The sequence below is a fragment of the Agilicoccus flavus genome (assembly GCF_014857905.1).
GTDB classification, from domain to species: Bacteria; Actinomycetota; Actinomycetes; order Actinomycetales; family Dermatophilaceae; genus Agilicoccus; species Agilicoccus flavus.
The window spans coordinates 126,561-145,513 of sequence record NZ_JACYXE010000007.1 but is presented as its reverse complement, the minus strand read 5'-3'; the positions used below and the strand labels follow the sequence as shown (position 1 = coordinate 145,513).

The 18,953-nt window shown below is 74.3% G+C and carries 15 protein-coding genes; 8 read left to right on the top strand and 7 right to left on the bottom strand.

Annotated elements, in window-relative coordinates:
* Positions 1-45 precede the first annotated feature (45 nt).
* Both ICW24_RS11845 and glyS read right to left on the bottom strand, forming a co-directional pair.
* Positions 46-876, bottom strand: a complete 831-nt coding sequence (locus ICW24_RS11845; protein WP_226345927.1) for an alpha/beta fold hydrolase — start codon at positions 874-876, stop codon at positions 46-48.
* 71 nt (positions 877-947) lie between these two features.
* Complete coding sequence (glyS, locus tag ICW24_RS11840; RefSeq protein ID WP_226346013.1) at positions 948-4,016, bottom strand: glycine--tRNA ligase subunit beta; 3,069 nt, start codon at positions 4,014-4,016, stop codon at positions 948-950.
* A gap of 326 nt (positions 4,017-4,342) precedes the next feature.
* Here glyS and ICW24_RS19730 point away from each other — a divergent pair, with 326 nt between their 5' ends.
* The 3 genes from ICW24_RS19730 (at position 4,343) to ICW24_RS11825 (ending at position 6,355) form a co-directional block, all read left to right on the top strand.
* On the top strand, positions 4,343-5,359 hold the full coding sequence (locus tag ICW24_RS19730) for a hypothetical protein (RefSeq protein ID WP_226345926.1): 1,017 nt from the start codon (positions 4,343-4,345) through the stop codon (positions 5,357-5,359).
* Positions 5,356-5,727, top strand: coding sequence for a GntR family transcriptional regulator (locus ICW24_RS19725; RefSeq protein WP_226345925.1), 372 nt, complete (start codon positions 5,356-5,358; stop codon positions 5,725-5,727). Before ICW24_RS19730 ends, ICW24_RS19725 begins: the two co-directional genes overlap by 4 nt.
* A gap of 79 nt (positions 5,728-5,806) precedes the next feature.
* Positions 5,807-6,355: a cysteine hydrolase family protein gene (locus ICW24_RS11825; protein ID WP_226345924.1), complete on the top strand. Its 549-nt coding sequence runs from the start codon at positions 5,807-5,809 to the stop codon at positions 6,353-6,355.
* A 58-nt stretch (positions 6,356-6,413) separates the two neighbouring features.
* Here ICW24_RS11825 and ICW24_RS11820 read toward each other — a convergent pair whose 3' ends face one another.
* The gene (locus ICW24_RS11820; protein ID WP_226345923.1) at positions 6,414-7,751 is read right to left on the bottom strand and encodes a 6-phospho-beta-glucosidase; all 1,338 of its coding nucleotides are present in this window, start codon (positions 7,749-7,751) and stop codon (positions 6,414-6,416) included.
* A complete protein-coding gene (locus tag ICW24_RS11815; RefSeq protein ID WP_226345922.1) occupies positions 7,748-8,512 on the bottom strand; it encodes a DeoR/GlpR family DNA-binding transcription regulator in 765 nt (254 codons plus the stop codon). Before ICW24_RS11815 ends, ICW24_RS11820 begins: the two co-directional genes overlap by 4 nt.
* Before the next feature lie 157 nt (positions 8,513-8,669).
* On the opposite strand from ICW24_RS11815, the gene ICW24_RS11810 reads away from it, so the two are divergent.
* Genes ICW24_RS11810 through ICW24_RS11795 form a run of 4 tightly spaced genes read left to right on the top strand, consistent with a single transcriptional unit; the run spans position 8,670 to position 14,593 of the window.
* Positions 8,670-10,055: an extracellular solute-binding protein gene (locus ICW24_RS11810; RefSeq protein WP_226345921.1), complete on the top strand. Its 1,386-nt coding sequence runs from the start codon at positions 8,670-8,672 to the stop codon at positions 10,053-10,055.
* Positions 10,056-10,058: 3 nt separating this feature from the next.
* Positions 10,059-10,967 (top strand): carbohydrate ABC transporter permease, encoded by a 909-nt coding sequence (locus ICW24_RS11805; RefSeq protein WP_226345920.1) that lies wholly within the window; start codon positions 10,059-10,061, stop codon positions 10,965-10,967.
* Positions 10,964-11,764 carry a carbohydrate ABC transporter permease gene (locus tag ICW24_RS11800; RefSeq protein WP_226345919.1) on the top strand — a complete coding sequence of 267 codons (801 nt, stop codon included), beginning with the start codon at positions 10,964-10,966 and terminating at the stop codon, positions 11,762-11,764. The genes ICW24_RS11805 and ICW24_RS11800 overlap by 4 nt, the downstream gene beginning before the upstream one ends.
* A gap of 30 nt (positions 11,765-11,794) precedes the next feature.
* Positions 11,795-14,593, top strand: coding sequence for a sugar-binding protein (locus ICW24_RS11795; protein WP_226345918.1), 2,799 nt, complete (start codon positions 11,795-11,797; stop codon positions 14,591-14,593).
* A 208-nt stretch (positions 14,594-14,801) separates the two neighbouring features.
* Here ICW24_RS11795 and ICW24_RS11790 read toward each other — a convergent pair whose 3' ends face one another.
* From ICW24_RS11790 to ICW24_RS11780, 3 genes are all read right to left on the bottom strand, one after another.
* Positions 14,802-15,788: a quinone oxidoreductase family protein gene (locus tag ICW24_RS11790; protein ID WP_226345917.1), complete on the bottom strand. Its 987-nt coding sequence runs from the start codon at positions 15,786-15,788 to the stop codon at positions 14,802-14,804.
* A 44-nt stretch (positions 15,789-15,832) separates the two neighbouring features.
* Positions 15,833-16,378 (bottom strand): hypothetical protein, encoded by a 546-nt coding sequence (locus tag ICW24_RS11785; RefSeq protein WP_226345916.1) that lies wholly within the window; start codon positions 16,376-16,378, stop codon positions 15,833-15,835.
* A 144-nt stretch (positions 16,379-16,522) separates the two neighbouring features.
* Complete coding sequence (locus ICW24_RS11780; protein ID WP_226345915.1) at positions 16,523-17,599, bottom strand: helix-turn-helix transcriptional regulator; 1,077 nt, start codon at positions 17,597-17,599, stop codon at positions 16,523-16,525.
* A gap of 240 nt (positions 17,600-17,839) precedes the next feature.
* On the opposite strand from ICW24_RS11780, the gene ICW24_RS11775 reads away from it, so the two are divergent.
* Positions 17,840-18,415 (top strand): DinB family protein, encoded by a 576-nt coding sequence (locus ICW24_RS11775; RefSeq protein ID WP_226345914.1) that lies wholly within the window; start codon positions 17,840-17,842, stop codon positions 18,413-18,415.
* Positions 18,416-18,953: the final 538 nt, after the last annotated feature.

The following is an 18,953-nucleotide window of genomic DNA, read 5'->3' as shown; positions in this document are numbered from 1 at the left end:
TCGCGGGGTGTCCGCGCGAGAGGGGCGCGTGAGGGCCGGGTCGCCTCAGGTCAGACCGGCCCGCGCGAGGATCGCGTCGGCGACGGCCTCGGGCTCCTTCTCGGGGAGCCAGTGGTCGGCGTCGAGGTCGACGAACCGGTAGTCGGCGGCGCAGTGGTCGCCGGTGCGCAGCGCGGCGGCGGCGCCGAGGTAGGCGTCGCGGCGTCCCCAGACGTACGTCGTCGGGACGGTGCACGGGCCGGTGGCGGGGCGGAGTGGCCCGGTTCGCTTCTGCGGGAAGGCCCGATACCAGGCGATCGCGGCCGCGAACGCCTCCGGGTCGCTCATCCGCCGCTCGTAGGCCGTCGTGCGCTCGGGGTCGAGGCCCAGCCCGCGCATCCCTTGCGCCGCGATCAGGCGCGGCACGACGCGCTCGGGCAGGACCGGCACCCGCAGGGCGGCCATGTACCAGCTGAGCCACTTCTGGCCGGCGTTGCGCATCGCCCAGCCCATCGCGGCGGGGTGCGGGGTGGATAGGACGGTGAGGGAGTCGACCCGGTCGGGCGCGGCGAGGGCGACCTCCCAGGCCAGGGCCCCGCCCCAGTCGTGCCCGACGACGTGCGCCCGCTCCACGCCGGCGGCGCTCAGGAGGGCGAGGACGTCGCCGCCCAGCACCTCGATCCGGTACGCGGCCACATCCCGTGGCCGCGCGCCCGGTGAGTAGCCGCGCAGGTCGGGCGCGAGGACGCGCATCCCCGCGGCGACGAGGCGCGGCGTCACCTCCGCCCACGCCGAGGAGTCCTGCGGGAAGCCGTGCAGGAGGACGACGACGGGGCCGTCGGTCGGCCCGTCGTCGCGGACGTCGAAGGTCAGACCGTGGTTCGTGAACTGCCGCATGGGCGCAGTCTTCCGCAGACGGGCGCCCTCGGCGACGCGGCGGGCCGCGCGCCCCGGAGACGCGTCGCGGCTCAGCTCAGCAGCGTGTCGAGGGTGCGGTAGTCGAGGCCGGCGGGGGCGGCGGCGCGGACGGAGGCGAGGAGGCCGAGGCGGGCGGCCCGCACGTCCTCCTCCGGCGCCATGACGAGGATGTCGTCGAAGAACCGGTTCACGGCGGGGACAAGCTCGCCCGTCGCCGCGTGGAACGACGGCAGGTCGTCGTGCTCGCCGAGGGCCTCGAGGCGCTCGCGCAGCGCGACCTCGGCGGGCTCGGTGAGCAGGGCCGCGTCGTAGGTCGCGGGCGTGCCGGCGGGCACGATGCGCTCGATCCGCACGAGGGCGGCCACGAGCGCGGCGACGTCGGGGTCGCCGCGCAGGGACTCGACGTCGGCGAGGGCGCGGGCGAGTGCGCCGGGGCGATCGGCGGTCGGCAGCACGGTGGTGACGAGGTCGGCGGCGACGCCCTCGTCGCGCAGGAGCTGCGCGAACCGGCCCGTCGTGAACTCGGCGGCCGCATCGACGGCCTGCTCCGACACCTCGACCCCCTGCTCGACCAGGCGAGCCGCGGCGGCGGCGAGGCCGTCACGCACGGTGAGCCCGGCCGACGGTCCGCCGGCGCCCTGCTCGCGCAGGATGCGCACGACGCCGAGCGCCGCGCGGCGCAGCCCGAACGGGTCGGACGACCCCGTCGGCTTCGCGCCGAGGGCGAACATCGCCATGAGCAGGTCGAACCGGTCACCGAGCGCGAGCAGCGCCCCCGGGACGGACTGCGGGACGGCGTCGACCGCGGTGTGCGGCTGCTCCGTCTCGTACAGGGCCTGCGCGACCGCGGGGCTCTCCCCCTTGCGCAGCGCGTACTCGCGGGCGATGAACCCGGCGAGCGAGCTCATCTCGACGACCATTTGCGACGCGAGGTCGAACTTGACGAGGGCGCCGGCCCGCTGGAGCGTCGCACGGTCCTCGCCGTCCAGTCCCACCTCGTCCGCCAGCGCGGCTGCGACCCCGGCGATCCGCCGCGCCCGCAGCCCGACGGACCCGAGGCGGTTCTCGAACGTCAGCTTCTCGAGGCCGGGGACGAACTCGTCGAGGGACTCCGCCTGCAGGTCGGCGTTCCAAAAGAAGAGCGCGTCCTCGTACCGCGCGCGGATGACCGACTCGTTGCCGGCGCGGACGACGTCGTCGTCGCACCACCCGTTCGCCATCGTGACGAAGTGCGGGAGCAACGTGCCGTCGGCGGAACGCACCGGCAGGTACCGCTGGTGCTTGCGCATGACGGTGACGAGCACCTGCTCGGGCAGGTCGAGGTAGCGCTCGTCGAAGTGGCCGAGGACGCCGTGCGGGTCCTCGACCAGGTTGGTGATCTCGTCGACGAGCGCACTCTCGCCCTCGACGTCGACGACACCGCCGACTCCCGAGGCGAGGGCGATCGCCTGCTCGACGACCGCCGCGCGGCGGCCGGCCGTGTCGAGGTGGATGCCACCGCGCCCGATGACCCGGACCAGCTCGTCGGCGTCGCCGACCTCCGCCCACCCGAGCAGCGCCCCGTCGGCGCGCGTCCCGGACTCCGCCCCGCCGGGGACCCGCTGCAGGTAGGTGCGGGTGCCCGTGACGAGGTGGGAGTCGCCGACGCGCGCCGGCACGAGCACGGGCCCCCAGTAGGCGACGAGCCAGCGGATGGCCCGGCTGTACGAGAGCGCCGGATCGCGCCAGCGCATGTTCTTCTCCGCGCGCAGGCCGCCGACGCAGGCCTGGACGATCTCGGCGAGGACGTCGACGGCCCGGCGGCCGGGCGCCTCCACGGCGACGCAGGCGTGCTCGTTGCCGCCGACCTCGGCCTTGACGACGTCGGCCACGTCGACGCCCTGCCCGCGGGCGAAGCCCTGGAGCGCCTTGGACGGGTTCCCCGCGGCGTCGAACGCGACGGCCCACTTGGGGCCCTTGCGGAACTCGGTGGCGTCGGGCTCGACCGCCGCGACGTCCGCGACGGTCGCGACGATGCGCCGCGGCGTGCCGTCGACGGTGATCTCGCCGTGCTCGAGCTTCGTCGCGGCCAGTCGGCCGGCGAGCGTCTCGCGGACCGACTCGACGGCCTGGGGCAGGACGTGCGGCGGCAGCTCCTCGACGCCGATCTCGAGCGCGAAGGTCTGCGGCGTGTGCGGCAGGTCGGTCGCGAGCGCGGGCGGCTCGGGCGCCGCGGGGGCGGGCCGCAGCTCGCCGTCCTCGCCGCGCGGCAGCAGCGGCAGGCCGAGCTCCTCGCGGCGCTCGACCCACAGCGCGGCGGTGTCGCGCATGAGGCGGCGCATCGTGCCGAACGCCTGGGCCCGCTCGGTCGTGCTGATGGCGCCGCGGGCGTCGAGGACGTTGAACGCGTCGCTGCTCTTGAGGATGAATCGGTGCGCGGGCACGGGGAGGCGGGCCGCCACCATCCGGCCGGCCTCGGAGACGTAGCTCTCGTAGAGGACGCGCTGGGTGTCCACGTCGGCGTCGTCGAGGTAGTACCGGCTCATCTCGTACTCCTGCTGGCCGAACGCCTCGCCGTACGTGACGACCCGGCCGTCGGCGGCGCGCGCGTACGCGATGTCGCGGAAGTGCGTGACCCCCTGCGCGGCCATGAGAATGCGCTCCATGCCGTAGGTGAGCTCGACCGGGATGGGGTCGAGGTCCTGCCCGCCCACCTGCTGGAAGTACGTGAACTGCGTGATCTCCATGCCGTCGAGCCAGACCTCCCAGCCCAGCCCCCACGCGCCGATCGCTGGCTGCGCCCAGTTGTCCTCCACGAAGCGGACGTCGTGGGCGGCGAGGTCGATGCCGAGGGCCTCGAGGCTGCCCAGGTAGAGCTCCTGGGGGTCGCCCGGCTCGGGCTTGAGGATGACCTGGAACTGCGTGTGCGTCTGGAGGCGGTTCGGGTTCTGTCCGTACCGCGAGTCGTCGGGGCGCACGGACGGCTCGACGTAGGCGACGTCCCACGGCTCGGGGCCGAGCACCCGCAGCACGGTGGCGAGGTTCATCGTGCCGGCCCCGACCTCGGTGTTGATGGGCTGCCACGTGAGCGCACCCTTCGACGTCCAGTAGTCGGAGAGGCGGGCCAGGGCGTCTTGCATCGTCAGCACCGGTTCAGGTTAGCGAAGTGCCGCCGCACCCCCCGACGCCAACCGTGCGCCCGACCCGTGCCCGGACGGCGTCCAGGGACGCGCCGGGCCACCCGCGCCCCCCGGACACTCCGGGACGCACGGGGCCACCTCGACCCTGGAGCGGCCCCCGGAACCGGGCTCCGCGGCGACGGCGGCCCCGATCCGCGCGATCGCCGTGTCGCGCCTCGCCGCCACGTTACCTGATCAGCCCCAGGGATTTTTGTATCAAGTCATTGACACATTAGCACAAGATCGTCACGCTTGGAGGCGTCCCGTTCCTCGCTCAGGAGGCCGCCGTGAGCAGTTACCTCGTCACCGTCGTCGCCACCCTCGCCGTCCTCGCGGCGGTGGTGGTCCTGCTGGTCCTCCGTCCCCATCGGCGGCGAACCGCCCCCGCGCCGGCCGGCGACCGTCCCGGGTTGGACGCGCTGCGGCGACGCGTCGCGCGCGGGCGATGGGTCGGCCTCGCCGCCGGCGCCGTGGCCTTCGGGGTCGTCGCCGCGCTGCCGGGCGGGCTCGGCCGGGGCCTGGCGCTGGCCCCGCTCGCCGGGGCGACGGTCGTCGTCGTGGCCCTCGTCACGGCCGACCTCGCCGCTCGCGGCACGGCGCGAGGTCAGCGCGCGGGCCTGGGGGCACGTCGCGGCGTGGCGACGCCCCCGCGCGGGATCACCCTGGCGGCCGCGCTCTGCCTCGCCGCCCTCGTCGTGGTCCTGGCCCTCGCCGCCGGCCTCGGCTCGGCCGACGACCTGGGCCGGGCCGGGCGGTCGCTCAGCTACACCACCCCCGACGGCGGCGGGTCGGCCGGTCCGTGGCCGGGGACCTTCTACTCGTCGGTCCTCGCGCCGGCCCTGGCGCTGCTGGCCGCGCTCACCCTGGTCGGCCTCGTCGTCGTGGCCCGGCGCCCGCGCGACGACTCCGACGGCGAGATCGTCCGGGTGGACGACTGGATCCGCCGACGCCAGGCCGAGTCCCTCGTCGCCGCCGCCGGTCTCGGCGTCGCCCTCGAGGCCATGGGGGTCCTTGCCACGGCGGGGCTCGCCGCGCGCAGCGTCGCCCTGGGCTCCACCGAGGCGGGCGTGCCCCAGCCGTGGCTCACGGCGCTCGGCTGGGCCTGCCTGCTCGGGGTGCCGATCGCGGCGGTCCTCGCGATCTGGTGCGCCGTCCTGCTCCTCGTGCCGGGGGCCCGTCCGCCCCGGGGCGCCCGGTCGGCGTCCGTGCTCGCGGCCCCGCCGGCCTCGACGGTCGCGTCGGTCGCGACGAACCCGACCGAACCGACCGGGCCGACCACACCGAACGGACCCCGGGCGTCGTGAGCGCCGACGTCACCGTCGACCCGAGCGACCCGACCCCGCCGTTCGAGCAGCTCCGCAGCCAGCTCGAGGCGCTCATCACCACGGGGGTCCTGCCGCGGGACGCCCGCCTCGCCCCGGTGCGCCAGCTCGCCGGCGACCTCGGGCTCGCGCCGGGCACCGTCTCGCGGGCCTACCGCGAGCTCGAGGCGCAGGGGCTCGTGCAGACGCGCCGCGGGGCGGGCACCCGCGTGTGCGGCGGGTTCGTCGCCGAGGACGGCGACTCCCGCCTGGCCGCGCTGACGCGCCGCTTCGTCGCCGACGCCCGCGGGCTGGGCGCCGCCGACGACGACGTGATCGCCGCGGTCCGAGCGGCGCTCGACGCAGGGTAGGGACACACCGGCCCCGCGCAATGACGAGGTGGGCGGTCAGCGGACAGGATCTGTCCTGTTCACTCCCTACCGTCGGGGCATGAGTACCGACCCGAGCACCGCCCTCCTCGTCGTCGACGTCCAGCGCGACGTCATGGCCACCTCCGTCCGTTCCGACGAGATCATCGCGAACGTCGCCACCCTGGTCGACCGCGCCCGGGACCGCGGGGCTCCCGTGGTCTGGGTGCGCCACCGCGACGGCGGTCTCGTCGCCGACACCCCCGGGTGGCAGATCGTCGACGCGCTCGCCCCGGCGCCGGGCGAGCCGATCGTCGAGAAGACGTTCGCCGACTCCTTCGCCTCCACCGACCTGGCCGACCGACTCGGCGAGCTGGGCGTCACCGACCTCGTGCTGTGCGGGGCGCAGACCGACGCGTGCATCCGCGGCACGTTCTACGGCGGCCTGTATCGGGGCTACCCGGTCACGGTCGTGGCCGACGCGCACACCACCGAGGACATGCGTGAGTGGGGCTCACCCGTCGGCCCGGAGGAGGCGATCGGGCTGTTCAACCTGCACGCCTCGTTCACGCGCCTGCCCGACGTCGCCGGGTCGGTCGTCACGACCGCCGAGGCGCTCGGTGGTTCGTGAGCCATCGGCCGCGCGGTTCCCGAGCCACCGTCCGCCGGCCACCGCACCGACCCGCGCGTCAGCGGAAGACGGCGTCGACGGCGGGGATCCGCTCCCGGTACCCCGCGAGCAGCAGGCGGGCGGTGGCGACGGAGTCGACGAGCGGGTGCAACGCGAACGCCTGCAGGGCGAGGGACTCCGAGCCCTCCCGCGCCGCTCGGATCGTCAGCGACTCCACGGCCTTCACCTGTTGCACGAGCCCCAGCGGATGCCCCGTCAGGGGCACGGCCGAGAGCGGCTGCGGGCCGGATGCGTCGACGACGCACGGCACCTCGACCACGGCGTCGGCCGGCAGCCCGGGCAGAGCCGTCCCGTTGCGGACGTTGAGCAGCATCGACGCGCGTTCGTTCCGGGCGATCGCCCCCATGAGCGCGAGCGCCACGCCCTCGTAGCCGCCGCCCGCCACGTCGGCGGCGTCGCGCTCCTCGCCCTGCTCGCGCGCCTCGGCCATGTAGGTCTCGTCGCGCTCGCGCCGCGTGCGCACCCACAGGTCGTGCGCGCGCTCCGGCGCGGCCCCGACGGCGCGGTAGAACTCCGCCTGCGACGCCAGCAGGTACTCCCCCCGCGTCTGGGCCGAGCCGCGGATGCCCGCGAGGGCCTCCCGCGTGAAGTAGTAGTAGTAGAGGTACTCGTTGGGGACGGCGCCGATGGCCTGCAACCACTCCGGCCCGAAGAGCCGCCCCTCCTCGGTGCGCATGAGCGCCTCTGGGCGCTCGAGCAGCTCCGGCAGGCGATCGACCCCGTCGTGCACGAGCGTCTGGAGCCACCCGCAGTGGTTGAGACCGGAGTAGCCGAAGCGCGTGGCGTCGGCGGGCAGCCCGAGCGCGTGGGCGGCGCGGCGACCCAACCCGAGCGGCGAGTCGCAGATCCCCATGACCCGATCGCCGAGGACGGCCTGCATGGCCTGGGTGATCATCCCGGCGGGGTTGGTGAAGTCGATGAACCACGCCGCCGGCGCCAGCCGCCGCACCCGCTCGGCGATGTCCATCGCCACCGGCAGCGTGCGCAGGCCGTAGGCGAGCCCGCCCGGCCCGGTCGTCTCCTGCCCGAGCACCCCGAGGTCCAGCGCCACCCGCTCGTCGCAGGTGCGCCCCTCGAGGCCGCCGACCCGGATCGCCGAGAACACGAAGTCCGTCCCCTCCAGCGCCTCGTCCAGCGAGGTCGTCGCGGTGAGGGTCGGCGCGTCCGGGTGCCCCGCCGCCATCTGCCGCAGGACGTGGGCGATCACCGCGAGCCGGTCGGCGTCGACGTCGTGCAACACGAGTTCGTCGACGCGGCGCTCGTGCCGGTCGCCGAGCAAAGCGCCGTAGACGAGCGGGACGCGGAATCCCCCACCGCCGAGGATGGTCAGCCTCATGCCGTGATCACCTCCGTGCCGAGCTCCGTCAGGGTGGCGAGCATCCGCGGGTCGGCCTGCTCGTCCGTCACCAGGATGTCGATGCCGTCGCCCCCGCACACGCGCAGGGTGCCGTGGCCGGGCAGCTTCGTGTGGTCCGCGAGCAACACGACGCGGCGGGCGCTGCGGGCCATGGCCCGTTTGACCGGGACCTCGACGAGCGTCGTGTCGAGCACGTCACCGGCCGGCGTGATCCCGCTCGTGCCGAGGAAGGCGGTCGTGGCGCGCACCTGTCGCAGGGCGTCCTCGGTGAGCACGCCGACGAGGGAGTGGTACGTCCGCCGGACGGATCCGCCGAGGAGCACGAGCTCGACGTGCCGGTCGTGGCGCAGCTCGTCGAGGACGGCCAGGGAGTTCGTCACGACGGTGACCCGCCGGCCCCGCAGCTCGCGGGCCAGCAGCATCGTGGTCGTGCCGATGTCGAGGAGGACGACGTCGCCGTCGGCGACGAGCTGCGCCGCCCGGACGGCGATCGCGCGCTTGTCGGCAAGCTCGTGGGTCGCGACCCGTTCGAACGGCACCGGCTCCTCGGGGGACGCGTCGTCGGGTGGCAGGACCGCGCCACCGTGGACCCGGACCAGGCGACCGGCCCGCTCGAGCTCGGCCAGGTCACGGCGGACCGACGCGTGGCTGGCTCCGAGGTGCGCGGCGAGGTCGTCGACGGTCGCCGGGCCGTGGGCGCGCAGGCGGCGCATCAGGGCGGCCTGACGCAGCGGCTTCACCCGCCCAGCTTAGCGCGCACGATCATTCACAGACGGACACGATCGCGCAGCTGTTGCACGCTCGTGCTTGCGCCCGGGTGCACGGCCGACGATCATGTGACGCACGCCCCCGGCCCTACCGGGGGCGACGGTGGCCGCGACCTCCCAAGGAGTCAGCATGAATCGCACTCAGCGTCTTCCGGTCGTGGTCGCGGGCGGCGCGGCGGTCGCCGCGCTCGCCCTGGCCGCCTGCGCACCGGGGTCCCCGGGGTCGCCCGGAGGAGGCGGGGGGGCCGCGACGTCGGCGAGCACCGAGCGCGCGGTGAAGACCGACGCGGCCCAGCTCGGCGACGTCACCCTCACCGTGTGGGACCAGGAGGTCCGCGGCGGCGGTAACGCGCAGCTCACCAAGAACATCGCGAGTTTCCAGGCGAAGTACCCCAACATCAAGATCAAGCGCGTCTCCCGGTCCTTCGACGACCTGTCGAAGACCTTGCGCCTCGCCCTGTCCGGCAACGACGCCCCCGACATCGTGCAGGCCAACAACACGCGCTCCCAGATGGGCCAGTTCGTCAAGGCCGGCCAGCTCATCCCGCTCGACCCGTGGATGAAGGCCTACGGCTGGGACAAGCGGTACAGCCAGTCGCTGCGCTCGGTCGTGTCCTACTCGCCGGACGCCAAGACCTTCGGATCCGGCAACCTCTACGGCCTGCCGCAGGTCGGCGAGGTCGTCGGGGTCTACGTCAACACCGACAAGCTCGCCAAGGCCGGAGTGAAGCAGCCGAGCGACTGGGCCGGCTTCGAGTCCTCCCTCGCGACGCTCAAGAGCAAGGGCGAGGTGCCGCTCATGCTCGGCAACCTCGACAAGTGGCCGGCCGTCCACGTCCTGGGCGTCGTGCAGGGCCAGTACGTCAAGGCCGACGAGATCCGCAAACTCGGGTTCGGCAACGCCGGGGCGTCCTGGACCTCCGACGGCAACAAGCAGGCCGTCGGCAAGCTCGTCGACTGGGTCGACAAGGGCTACGTCAACCAGGGCTTCAACGGCCAGGGCTACGACCCGGCGTGGCAGGCCTTCACCAAGGGGCAGGGCGCCTACCTCATCGCCGGCACCTGGCTGCAGGCCGACATCTCCAAGGCGATGGGCGCCAAGGTCGCGTTCATGCTGCCGCCGCCCGCGCAGGCCGGCGGCACGACCTACACGACCGGCGCCTCGGGCCAGCCGTTCGCCATCACCAACAAGGCCGAGAACCCCGACGCCGCCGCGGCCTTCATCAACCACATCACCACCCCCGAGGCGATGAAGGTCATCGCCGAGACCGAGAACCTCCCGGTGGTGGACACCGCGCAGCAGAAGGCGCCCAACGCCCTGGGCCAGCAGGTCTTCGAGGCCTTCGGCACGACGACGAAGAACGACGCCCTCCTGCCTTACCTCGACTGGGCGACGCCCACGATGAGCGACACCATCGGGGCCGCGTTGCAGGACCTGCTCGCCAAGAAGGCCACACCCGACCAGACCCTCGAGAAGCTCGAGAAGGACTACTCGGACTTCACGTCCAAGGGCTGACCGGTGGCCCCGAGCTCTCCGCCCCGCAGGCGGCGCCCCGGCCCGCCGGGCGAGCCGCGCGCGATCGCCTGGGTGTACGTCGCCCCGGCGCTGCTCGTCTACGGGGCCTTCCTGCTCTACCCGCTGGTGCGGTCGGTCCAGATCTCGTTCTACGACTGGGACGGGCTGACGCTCGGCACGTGGGTCGGGTTCGACAACTACGTCGAGGTCCTGCGGGACGAGGGGCTGCGGGCGGCGTTCGGGCACGCCCTGGTGCTCATGCTGTTCTTCGCCGTGATCCCGCTCGTGGTCGGGTTGATGCTGGCCGCGATCCTCGACCGCGCGAAGGTGCACGGTCTCGGGTTCTTCCGCACGGTCGTCTTCTTGCCGCAGGTCGTGGCGATGGTCGTCGTGGCCGTCGCGTGGCGCCGCATCTACGCGCCCGACGGGACGCTCAACTCGTTCCTGCAGGCGGTCGGACTGGACGGGCTGACCCGGGCGTGGCTCGGTGACTACGCCCTGGCCCTGCCCGCGGTGGGCTTCGTGGGCACGTGGTTCGAGACCGGTCTCGTCACCGTCCTCATGCTCGCCGGCATGGGCCAGATCGACCGGGGCCTGTACGAGGCCGCCCGCCTGGACGGGGCCGGTCCGGTGCGTGAGTTCTTCTCGATCACCCTGCCGGCCGTGCGCGGCGAGATCTCGGTCGCCCTGACGCTCACCGTCATCGCGGCCCTGAAGACGTTCGACCTCGTCTACGTCACCACGAAGGGCGGCCCGGGCAACCAGACGAGCGTCCCCTCCTACGAGGTCTACCACCGGGCCTTCGAGCTCGGGCAGGTCGGTCTCGCCAGCGCCATCGGGGTGAGCCTGACGATCGTCATCTTCGCCATCTCGTTCCTCATCACCCGGATCGTCGAACGGGGTGAGCCATGAGGATCAGCCGCGGCGAGCAGGTCGCCAACTACGTGATCCTCGGGCTCTTCGCGGTGTTCGCGCTCTACCCGATCCTCACGATCGTCGTGGCGGCGTTCGGCCACGACGAGGGCGCCCCGGGCGGGCCCGCCAACTTCGTCACGGCCTGGGACGTGGGGCACTTCGCGACGTACATGCGCACCTCGCTGCTCGTCTCGCTGATCGTCGTCGTCGTGGCCACCCTGCTGTCGATCATGTCCGGCTACGCGCTCGGCGCCATGCGGTTCCGCGGGTCGACGGTGCTCTTCTATCTCTTCCTGCTCGGCATCATGATGCCCGCCGAGGCGATCGTCGTCCCGCTCTACTTCGACCTGCGCAGCGTGGGGCTGACCGACACGATCTGGGCCGTCGTGCTGCCGCAGGTCGCGCAGTCGGTGGCCTTCGGGACGTTCTGGCTGCGCACCTACTTCCGCAGCTCGAGCCGCACGATCGTCGAGGCCGCGCGGCTCGACGGCGCCTCGACCTGGCGGATCCTGTGGCAGGTCCTCGTGCCCCTGGCCCGGCCCGCGATCACCACCCTGATCGTCCTGTCGTTCATGTGGACGTGGAACGAGTTCCTCATCCCGCTGGTGATGATCACCGACGAGGGGCTGCGCACCGCGCCCCTCGGGCTCGCGTTCTTCCAGGGGCAGTACACGCAGGGCTTCACCCTCCTCGCCGCCGGCGCCGTGCTCGTCGCGTTGCCCGTGGTCATCGCCTACCTCTTCCTGCAACGCCACTTCATCGCCGGGATGCTCGAGGGCGCCGTCCGCGAGTAGTCCGACTCCACCCCTCACAAGGAGCACGGCATGGCACCGCATCCCGCGGGACGTCGACGAGGACGCCTCGCACTCACCACCCTGGCCGCGCTCACGGCGGCCCTCACGGCCGGGCCCACGGGCCTGCCCACGGCGGTCGCCGCCGGGGCGGAGGCCGATACCGGCGCCGACTCCGCCGGCGCTACCGCCGGCCCACCGGGGGCCACGGACACGTCGATCGGCACCCCGGTCGACCTCGGTCTGCTCTACGTCGGCGCCCACCCCGACGACGAGGCCGGCACCCTGTCCACGCTCGGGCACTGGGGCCGGCGGTACGGCGTGAAGAGCGGCGTCGTCACCGTCACGCGCGGGGAGGGTGGCGGCAACGCCGCCGGACCCGAGGAGGGCCCGGCGCTCGGGCTCCTCCGCGAGGCCGAGGAGCGCAAGGCCGTCGGCAAGGCCGGCATCACCAACGTCTACAACCTCGACAAGGTCGACTTCTACTACACCGTCTCCGAGCCGCTCACCGCCAAGGTGTGGGGGCACGACGACACGTTGGCCCGGACCGTCCGCGTGATCCGCCGGACCCGGCCCGAGGTGCTGATGACCATGGACCCGGCACCGTCGCCGGGCAACCACGGCAACCACCAGGAGGCCGCGCGCCTCGCCGTCGAGGCCTACCGCGCCGCGGGCGACCCCTCGCGGTTCCCCGAGCAGATCACCAGGGAGGGGCTCAGGCCGTGGGCGCCCTCGCGGCTGCTGACCCGGTCCTTCGCCGGCACCTCCTCCACCGGCCCGACCTGCGGCTCGACCCTGGTGCCGCAGGAGGCGACGCGTGACGCCTACGGCGTGTGGGGCGGCGAGCGGGCCCCCGACGGGCGCACCTGGGCGGCCGTCGAGCGCGAGGCGCAGCGGTCGTACGTCACCCAGGGCTGGGCGGGGTTCCCCGACGTGCCCACCGACCCGACCAAGATCGGCTGCGACACGATGACGCAGATCGAGTCGCGGGTGCCGATCCCCGAGCCGGGATCGGCCGCCGCGAGGGCGGCCGACGGCGCCATCGCCGGGGCGCTGACCCGTCCCGCCGGCGCCCTGCCGCTGCGCACCGGCGCCGTCCTCACCACCGACCAGGGCGACATCCAGCCCGGCGGCCGGGTCACCGGCACCCTGACCGTGACCGCGCCCGCCGGGCAGGCCCTCACGGGTCTGCGGGCGCGTCCGGTCCTCCCCGCCGGGTGGGCCGTGCGGGCCGGCGCCCTGCCGTCCCGGATCGCCGCCGGGACGACGGCACGGATGCGCCTGGCCCTGACCGCGCCGAGCGGGGCGGCCACGGGAGCGCGGGCGCGGCTCGCGGTACGCCTCACGTCCGACCAGGGCCGCGGCTACGTCGACCGCTCGATCCTCGTCGCCCCCGCCGTCACCGCCCACCAGCAGTGGCTGCCGCAGGTCGAGGAGTTCGAGGCCTGGACCCGCACGGCCCGGGTGCCGCAGCTCAGCGTCTCCGTCGCCCCGGTGCTCACCGTGGCGAGCGGCGGGCGGCGCGACATCCCGGTCGTGGTCACCAACGCCTCCGGCACCACCCAGTCGGGGCGGGTGACCCTCAAACCCCCGGCAGGCTTCACCGTCGCCCCGGCCGGCCGGGCCTACGGGCCGCTCGCACCCGGGGCCAGAGCCACGGTCACCTTCACCGTGACCAACACCGACGCGACCCTCAGGACGGGCGCGCCCGGAGGCGACTACGCCTACACCCTCGAGACGACCAGCTCGACGGGCACGGCCCGCACCCCGCAGGCCCTCGAGCTCGTTCCGCAGACGGTCGCGACCAAGGCGAAGCCGACGCTCGACGGCGTCGTCACGGCGGGTGAGTACGGCGGGCCGGCCCTGGACATCTCGCGCATGTGGGAGGGCACGGCCTGCGACTCGGCCGCCGACTGCTCCGGCCAGGCGTGGGTGAGCTGGGACGCCGACACGCTCTATGTGGCGGCCAAGGTCGTGGACGACGTCAAGGGCACGGCACTCGCGACGAACGACTGCAAGCGGCACTGGCGCACCGACTCCCTGGAGATCGCGATCGACCCGCGCGGCACCTCGGAGAACACGTCGACGACCTTCAAGGCGGCGATCCTGCCGTTCACGCAACAGGGTCCGGCGTGCGGTCTGCGGGACGCCGACAACCACCAGGGCCCGGCGGCGCAGACGGCTCCCGGGATGAAGTGGGCGGTGAAGGTCGACGAGCCCTACACCGGCTACACCGCGGAGGTCGCGATCCCGATGAGCGCGCTGCCGGCCGCGATCGACCCGGCTCGCATGGGGCTCGACGTCCTGCCCTACGACTCGGACACGCAGGACAAGACCGGCCAGACCCGCATCGGCTGGTCCGTCTGGGGCGGCGTGCAGGGCGACCCCTACCGCTGGGGCCGGGTCCGGCTCGACGGCGACACCCCGCCGGCCGGCCGCGCGACCACGCCCAAGGAGCCGATCATCCCGCTCGAGGCGCTGTCCTCCCTCGACTCGCCGCAGTCCGTGGCGCAGGCCGTGGTCGACAACGTCGCCCTCGCGGGTGGCCCGTCGGCGACCCGACGCACCGGCGGCTGGGTCGAGTCGGTGCGCCGTCCGGCGGCCGGCGTCGCCGTGGTCACCGTGCGGGCGGCGCGGGCCGGCGTGGCCCACGTCAGCCTGAGCGACGCGAAGGGCGTGCTCGGTCGACGGACCGTGGAGGTGCCCGGCCGCGGACGGCTCGCGGTGCGCGTGCCGGTCACGCGGGCCGCGCTGGGTGCCCCGACCGCCCTCGTGGCCTGGGACGGGCCCGGCGCGACCACGTTGTCGTCCTCGGCCAGGCCGCGTCGATAGGCCGGTCGACAGGCCGTCGACAAGCCGTCGACAGGCGTCGGGTCGCCGGCGACCCGGATCGGTCGAAGACGGTCGTGGACCGGTGGGGATCACCCCGCCGGTCCACGGCCGCGTGCCCGTGGGCGACGCGCATCGCGAGGGCGTGCCGCGGATCCGCCACCGGGGGGTGCCGGCGGAGGAAGCGCGGCAGGCGCGAGCAGGGGCGCGATCAGGGGATGAGCAGCAGCTTGCCCGTGGTGCGGCGCCCCTCGAGGTCGTCGTAGGCCTGCTTGGCGTCGGCGAGGGCGTACCGGCCGCCCACGGCGATGTCGAGCTCGCCCTTCCCGACGAGATCGAACACCGCGCCGGCCCGGGCCAGCAGCTCGTCGCGTTCCGCGACGTAGTGCGCGAGCGTCGGGCGCGTGAGGAACAGCGAGCCGCCTCTGTTGAGCCGCTGCGGGTCGACCGGGTCCACGGCGCCGCTCGCCGCGCCGAAGAGGACGAGGTAGCCGCGCGGGCGCAGGGCGGCCATCGAGGCGTCGAACGTGGCCTTGCCGACTCCGTCGTAGGCGACGTCGACCTTGCGGCCGGCCGCACTCGTGATCGCCTCGGCGAGCGCCTCGGAGGTGTCGTACTCCGGGTAGTTCACGAGGTGGTCGGCGCCACGGGAGCGCGCGATCTCGAGCTTCTCGGCGGTGCCGGCGGTCGCAACGACCGTGCCGCCCGCCGCCTTGACGAGCTGGACGAGGAGCTGGCCGACGCCGCCGGCGGCCGCGTGGACGAGGGCGATCGTCCCGGGGCCGACGCGGAAGCAGTCGGTGGTGAGGAAGTGCGCGGTGCAGCCCTGCAGCATGGCGGCGGCCGCCTGCTCGAGGGAGACGCCGTTTGGCACCGGCACGAGGCGGTCGGCCGGGACGACGGCGTGGGTCGCCGCGGCGCCGAGGACCATGGCCCACGCCACGTGGTCGCCCTCGGCGACGTCGGTGACACCATCACCGACCGCCTCGACCGTGCCGGCCCCCTCGGTGCCGGCGACGAACGGCGTGGGCACGGGGTAGACGCCCCCGCGCTGGTAGGCGTCGATGAAGTTGACGCCGGTCGCGGCGACGCGGACGAGCACCTCGCCGGGTCGGGGGGCGGGCAGCTCCCGCTGCTCGATCGTGAGGACGGACGAGTCGCCGTGGGTGGGGACGACGAGGGCGGTGGCGGTGGTCATGGCTCGAACCTAACGCCGACGCCCGGCCCGGATCCATCCCTCGATCAGGCCTCCAGCCCGCCGACGAAGTCGTCGATGCGCCGCAGGATGCGACGCAGGATCTTGACCGAGTCGTCGGAGGAACCGGGGATCTCGAGCGAGTGGTCGGCCCCCTTGACCTCGTGCACCTGCGCGTGCGACGCGGCCGCGACCTCCCGGTCCCAGGACGCGTCGCCGGTGCCGCCGACGACGAGGGTGGGTTCGAGGGTGGCGAGGATCGCGGCGCGGACGACGTCCTCGCGCAGGAGCGGCGTGAGCCAGATCGCGGGGAGGCCGTGGTCGACGACGACCGGCGCGGCCAGCGACCCGAGCGACTTCCCGACGACGAGGTGCAGCCCGTGGGCGTGCGCGCCCTTGACGACGTCCGTCGCCTCGTCACGCGCCTCGTCGAGGGTGGTCGCCGCGCCCCGCTCCCACCAGTGCTCGCGGACGGTCCAGCCGCGGTCGTGCAGGACGCGCCGCGTGTAGTGCAGGAGTGGCCCGTCGGGGGTGTATCCCCGGCCGGGCAGGATCGTCGCGACGCGGCGGGGGTCACCCTCGTACAGGCGCATGGCGAAACGCTAGTCGACCCAGGCGGTTTCGGGTGCTCACGGCTCGACGTCCCGCGGTCCGGCGTCGGCATCGGCATCGGCAACGGCATCGGCAAGTGGGTGCCGGCGTCGGCACGGGCGCCGGCGTCAGGTCCGGGTCCGGCGTCAGCGCCCGGTCGGGCGCCGGCGCGCCTCACCGTCGGTGTCACCGCCGTCCCCCGGTCCGGCGGCGCCGTCGTCCGCATCGACCGCGGCACTGGCCACGCCCGGCCCCGCCCCGCCCGCGGCGCCCGCCGTGGCGCGCAGGCGGTCGGCGTGGACGATGAGCTCCTCGAGCAGCTCGGGAGGCTCGAGCACACTCATGGGCCACGGCAGCATGCCGAGCCACACGACGATCGAGCCGAGCTCGTCGGCCCCGGTGCGCAGCAGGCACGCCTCCGGCTCGCCGGGGATCTCCTCGACCCCCACCTGGGTGGGCGGCACGAACGCCCGCACCGTCTCGGGAGGCGCCTCGACCCGGAGAGCGGCCCGCCACCGGTAGGCCTCGACGGCCGTGCCGCGGGCCACGCGCTCGGCGGCGTCGGGGGCCGGCCGGGGCGCGAAGCGGAACGTCGTCGCGTGCAGGTCGGCCATCCGGTCGAGGCGGAAGACCCGCCAGTCGTCGCGGGCGAGGTCGAACGCGAGCAGGTACCACCGCCTCCCCGTGGCCACGAGACGGTACGGCTCGAGGCGGCGTTCGTCGGCGTCCTGCGCCCCCTGCTTGCGGTAGGCGACGCGCACCTGCACGTGGTCCCGGCACGCCCGCGCGAGCCCGGTGAGCAGGCCCGCGTCGACCGGAGACGTGCCACCCTCGAGCCGGACCGTCGACTCCGACAGCGCGGCGATGCGCTCACGCAGCCGCTTGGGCACCACCTGGTCGAGCTTGGCGAGCGCGCGCACGCACGCCTCCCCCACACCCTCGACCGTCCCACCGGCCCCGAGCGACAACGACACCGCGATGGCCACCGCCTCGTCGTCGTCGAGCACGAGCGGCGGCATCGCGCCACCCGCCGCGAGGCGGTACCCGCCGCCCGCGCCGCGCTCGGAGCGGACCGGATAGCCCAGCTCGCGCAGCCGCTCGACGTCGCGGCGCACCCCCCGCACGCTGACGCCGAGGCGTTCCGCGAGATCGGGGCCGGTCCAGACGGCGTGCTCCTGGAGCAGGGTGAGGAGGCGCAGGACGCGGACGGTCGGGTCGGACATACCCCGACGATGACACCGACAGCGGACAGGATGTGTCCGCTGTGTGCGGAAGAAGTGCGATCACGGGACGGCGCAGGGTCGCGAGCCGCGATCCGGCCGCTCGACCGGGTGCCCGCCCCGGGCGCGATCCCATCCTCTGCGACCGCGATCCCGCGGCGGCACCAGCGATCCATCGGCACGTCCAGGCTCCACCCGCTCCATCTCGCCCATCCGACCGACCTCGATCCAGGAGAGAGCGCCATGACCCGTCTCGACATCACCCCTTACCTCGCCGACCAGCTCGACTGGCACTGGAGCGGGCAGCTCCGGCCGCGGCTGGAGGGCCTCACCGACGACGAGTACCGCTGGGAGCCGGTGCCCGGCTGCTGGAACGTCCGACCGCGGGGCGAGTCCGAGGCCCCCGTCCAGGGCGGGAGCGGCGAGAACGTCATCGAGTTCGCGTTCCCCGAGCCGGTCCCGGCGCCGGTCACGACGATCGCGTGGCGGCTGGGCCACCTCGTCGTCGGGGTGCTCGGCGCGCGGGTCGCCGGGCACTTCGGGGGCCCGCCGTACGACTACATGACCCACGACTACCCGGGTACGGCCGCGGAGGCCCTCGCGCAGCTCGACGAGACGTACGCCGCGTGGCAGGCCGGGGTGCGCGGCCTCGACGAGGAGGCGCTGGCCCGCCCCGTCGGCGAGGCCGAGGGGCCGTGGGCCGCGGAGCCGATGCTCACCCTCGTGCTGCACATCAACCGCGAGGTGATCCATCACGGCGCCGAGATCGCCCTGCTCCGCGACTTGTACGCCCATCGTGGGGCCGACGCCGGCCGCTGAGCCGCGCTCCTCCGGGAAGCGCGGCCTTCGGGAACGGCTGCACGGGCGGACGCACGGCGTCGATGCGGGAGGCGGACACGTCGAAGCCCGGGGCGCCGGTGAACGGAGATCGCCCCGGGAGCGGCCGGTACCGGAACGTCGGACGTCGGACCGGGCAGGGCGCGGGGACCGGCGCTGCCGACGCGGCGACCCGGCCAGCGCTGAGGGTCGGCAGCTCGAGGGCCCGCGAGGGACACCGTCGCCGTCCCACCCAGGCGGCCCAAGGGTCCCACGCGCCCCGTCGCCCGTCGCTCGGGGACACCGACGCCCGGACCCGCGGACCGCACGCCCGTCGCTGTCGCTCCGGGGACCCCGACGCCGGCCCACCCCGAACGACCCGCGGACCCCACGCCGTGGCTGTCGCTCCGGCGACCCCCGACGCCGGCCCGCCCCGAACGACCCGCACGCCCGTCGGCCGTCGTTCGGCGCCGTGGCACGTGGCCCGTGATGATCCCGGCGTCTCGACCTGGTCGGACGGCCAGGCCTGGTGACGTGGATG

What these genes read in the sequence shown, in the direction of transcription:
- ICW24_RS11845 (WP_226345927.1), bottom strand. Translation starts at nt 876, where the DNA reads ATGCGGCAGTTCACGAACCACGGTCTGACCTTCGACGTCCGCGACGAC.
- glyS (WP_226346013.1), bottom strand. Translation starts at nt 4,016, where the DNA reads ATGCAAGACGCCCTGGCCCGCCTCTCCGACTACTGGACGTCGAAGGGT.
- ICW24_RS11825 (WP_226345924.1), top strand. Translation starts at nt 5,807, where the DNA reads ATGAGTACCGACCCGAGCACCGCCCTCCTCGTCGTCGACGTCCAGCGC.
- ICW24_RS11820 (WP_226345923.1), bottom strand. Translation starts at nt 7,751, where the DNA reads ATGAGGCTGACCATCCTCGGCGGTGGGGGATTCCGCGTCCCGCTCGTC.
- ICW24_RS11810 (WP_226345921.1), top strand. Translation starts at nt 8,670, where the DNA reads ATGAATCGCACTCAGCGTCTTCCGGTCGTGGTCGCGGGCGGCGCGGCG.
- ICW24_RS11800 (WP_226345919.1), top strand. Translation starts at nt 10,964, where the DNA reads ATGAGGATCAGCCGCGGCGAGCAGGTCGCCAACTACGTGATCCTCGGG.
- ICW24_RS11795 (WP_226345918.1), top strand. Translation starts at nt 11,795, where the DNA reads ATGGCACCGCATCCCGCGGGACGTCGACGAGGACGCCTCGCACTCACC.
- ICW24_RS11790 (WP_226345917.1), bottom strand. Translation starts at nt 15,788, where the DNA reads ATGACCACCGCCACCGCCCTCGTCGTCCCCACCCACGGCGACTCGTCC.
- ICW24_RS11785 (WP_226345916.1), bottom strand. Translation starts at nt 16,378, where the DNA reads ATGCGCCTGTACGAGGGTGACCCCCGCCGCGTCGCGACGATCCTGCCC.
- ICW24_RS11780 (WP_226345915.1), bottom strand. Translation starts at nt 17,599, where the DNA reads ATGTCCGACCCGACCGTCCGCGTCCTGCGCCTCCTCACCCTGCTCCAG.
- ICW24_RS11775 (WP_226345914.1), top strand. Translation starts at nt 17,840, where the DNA reads ATGACCCGTCTCGACATCACCCCTTACCTCGCCGACCAGCTCGACTGG.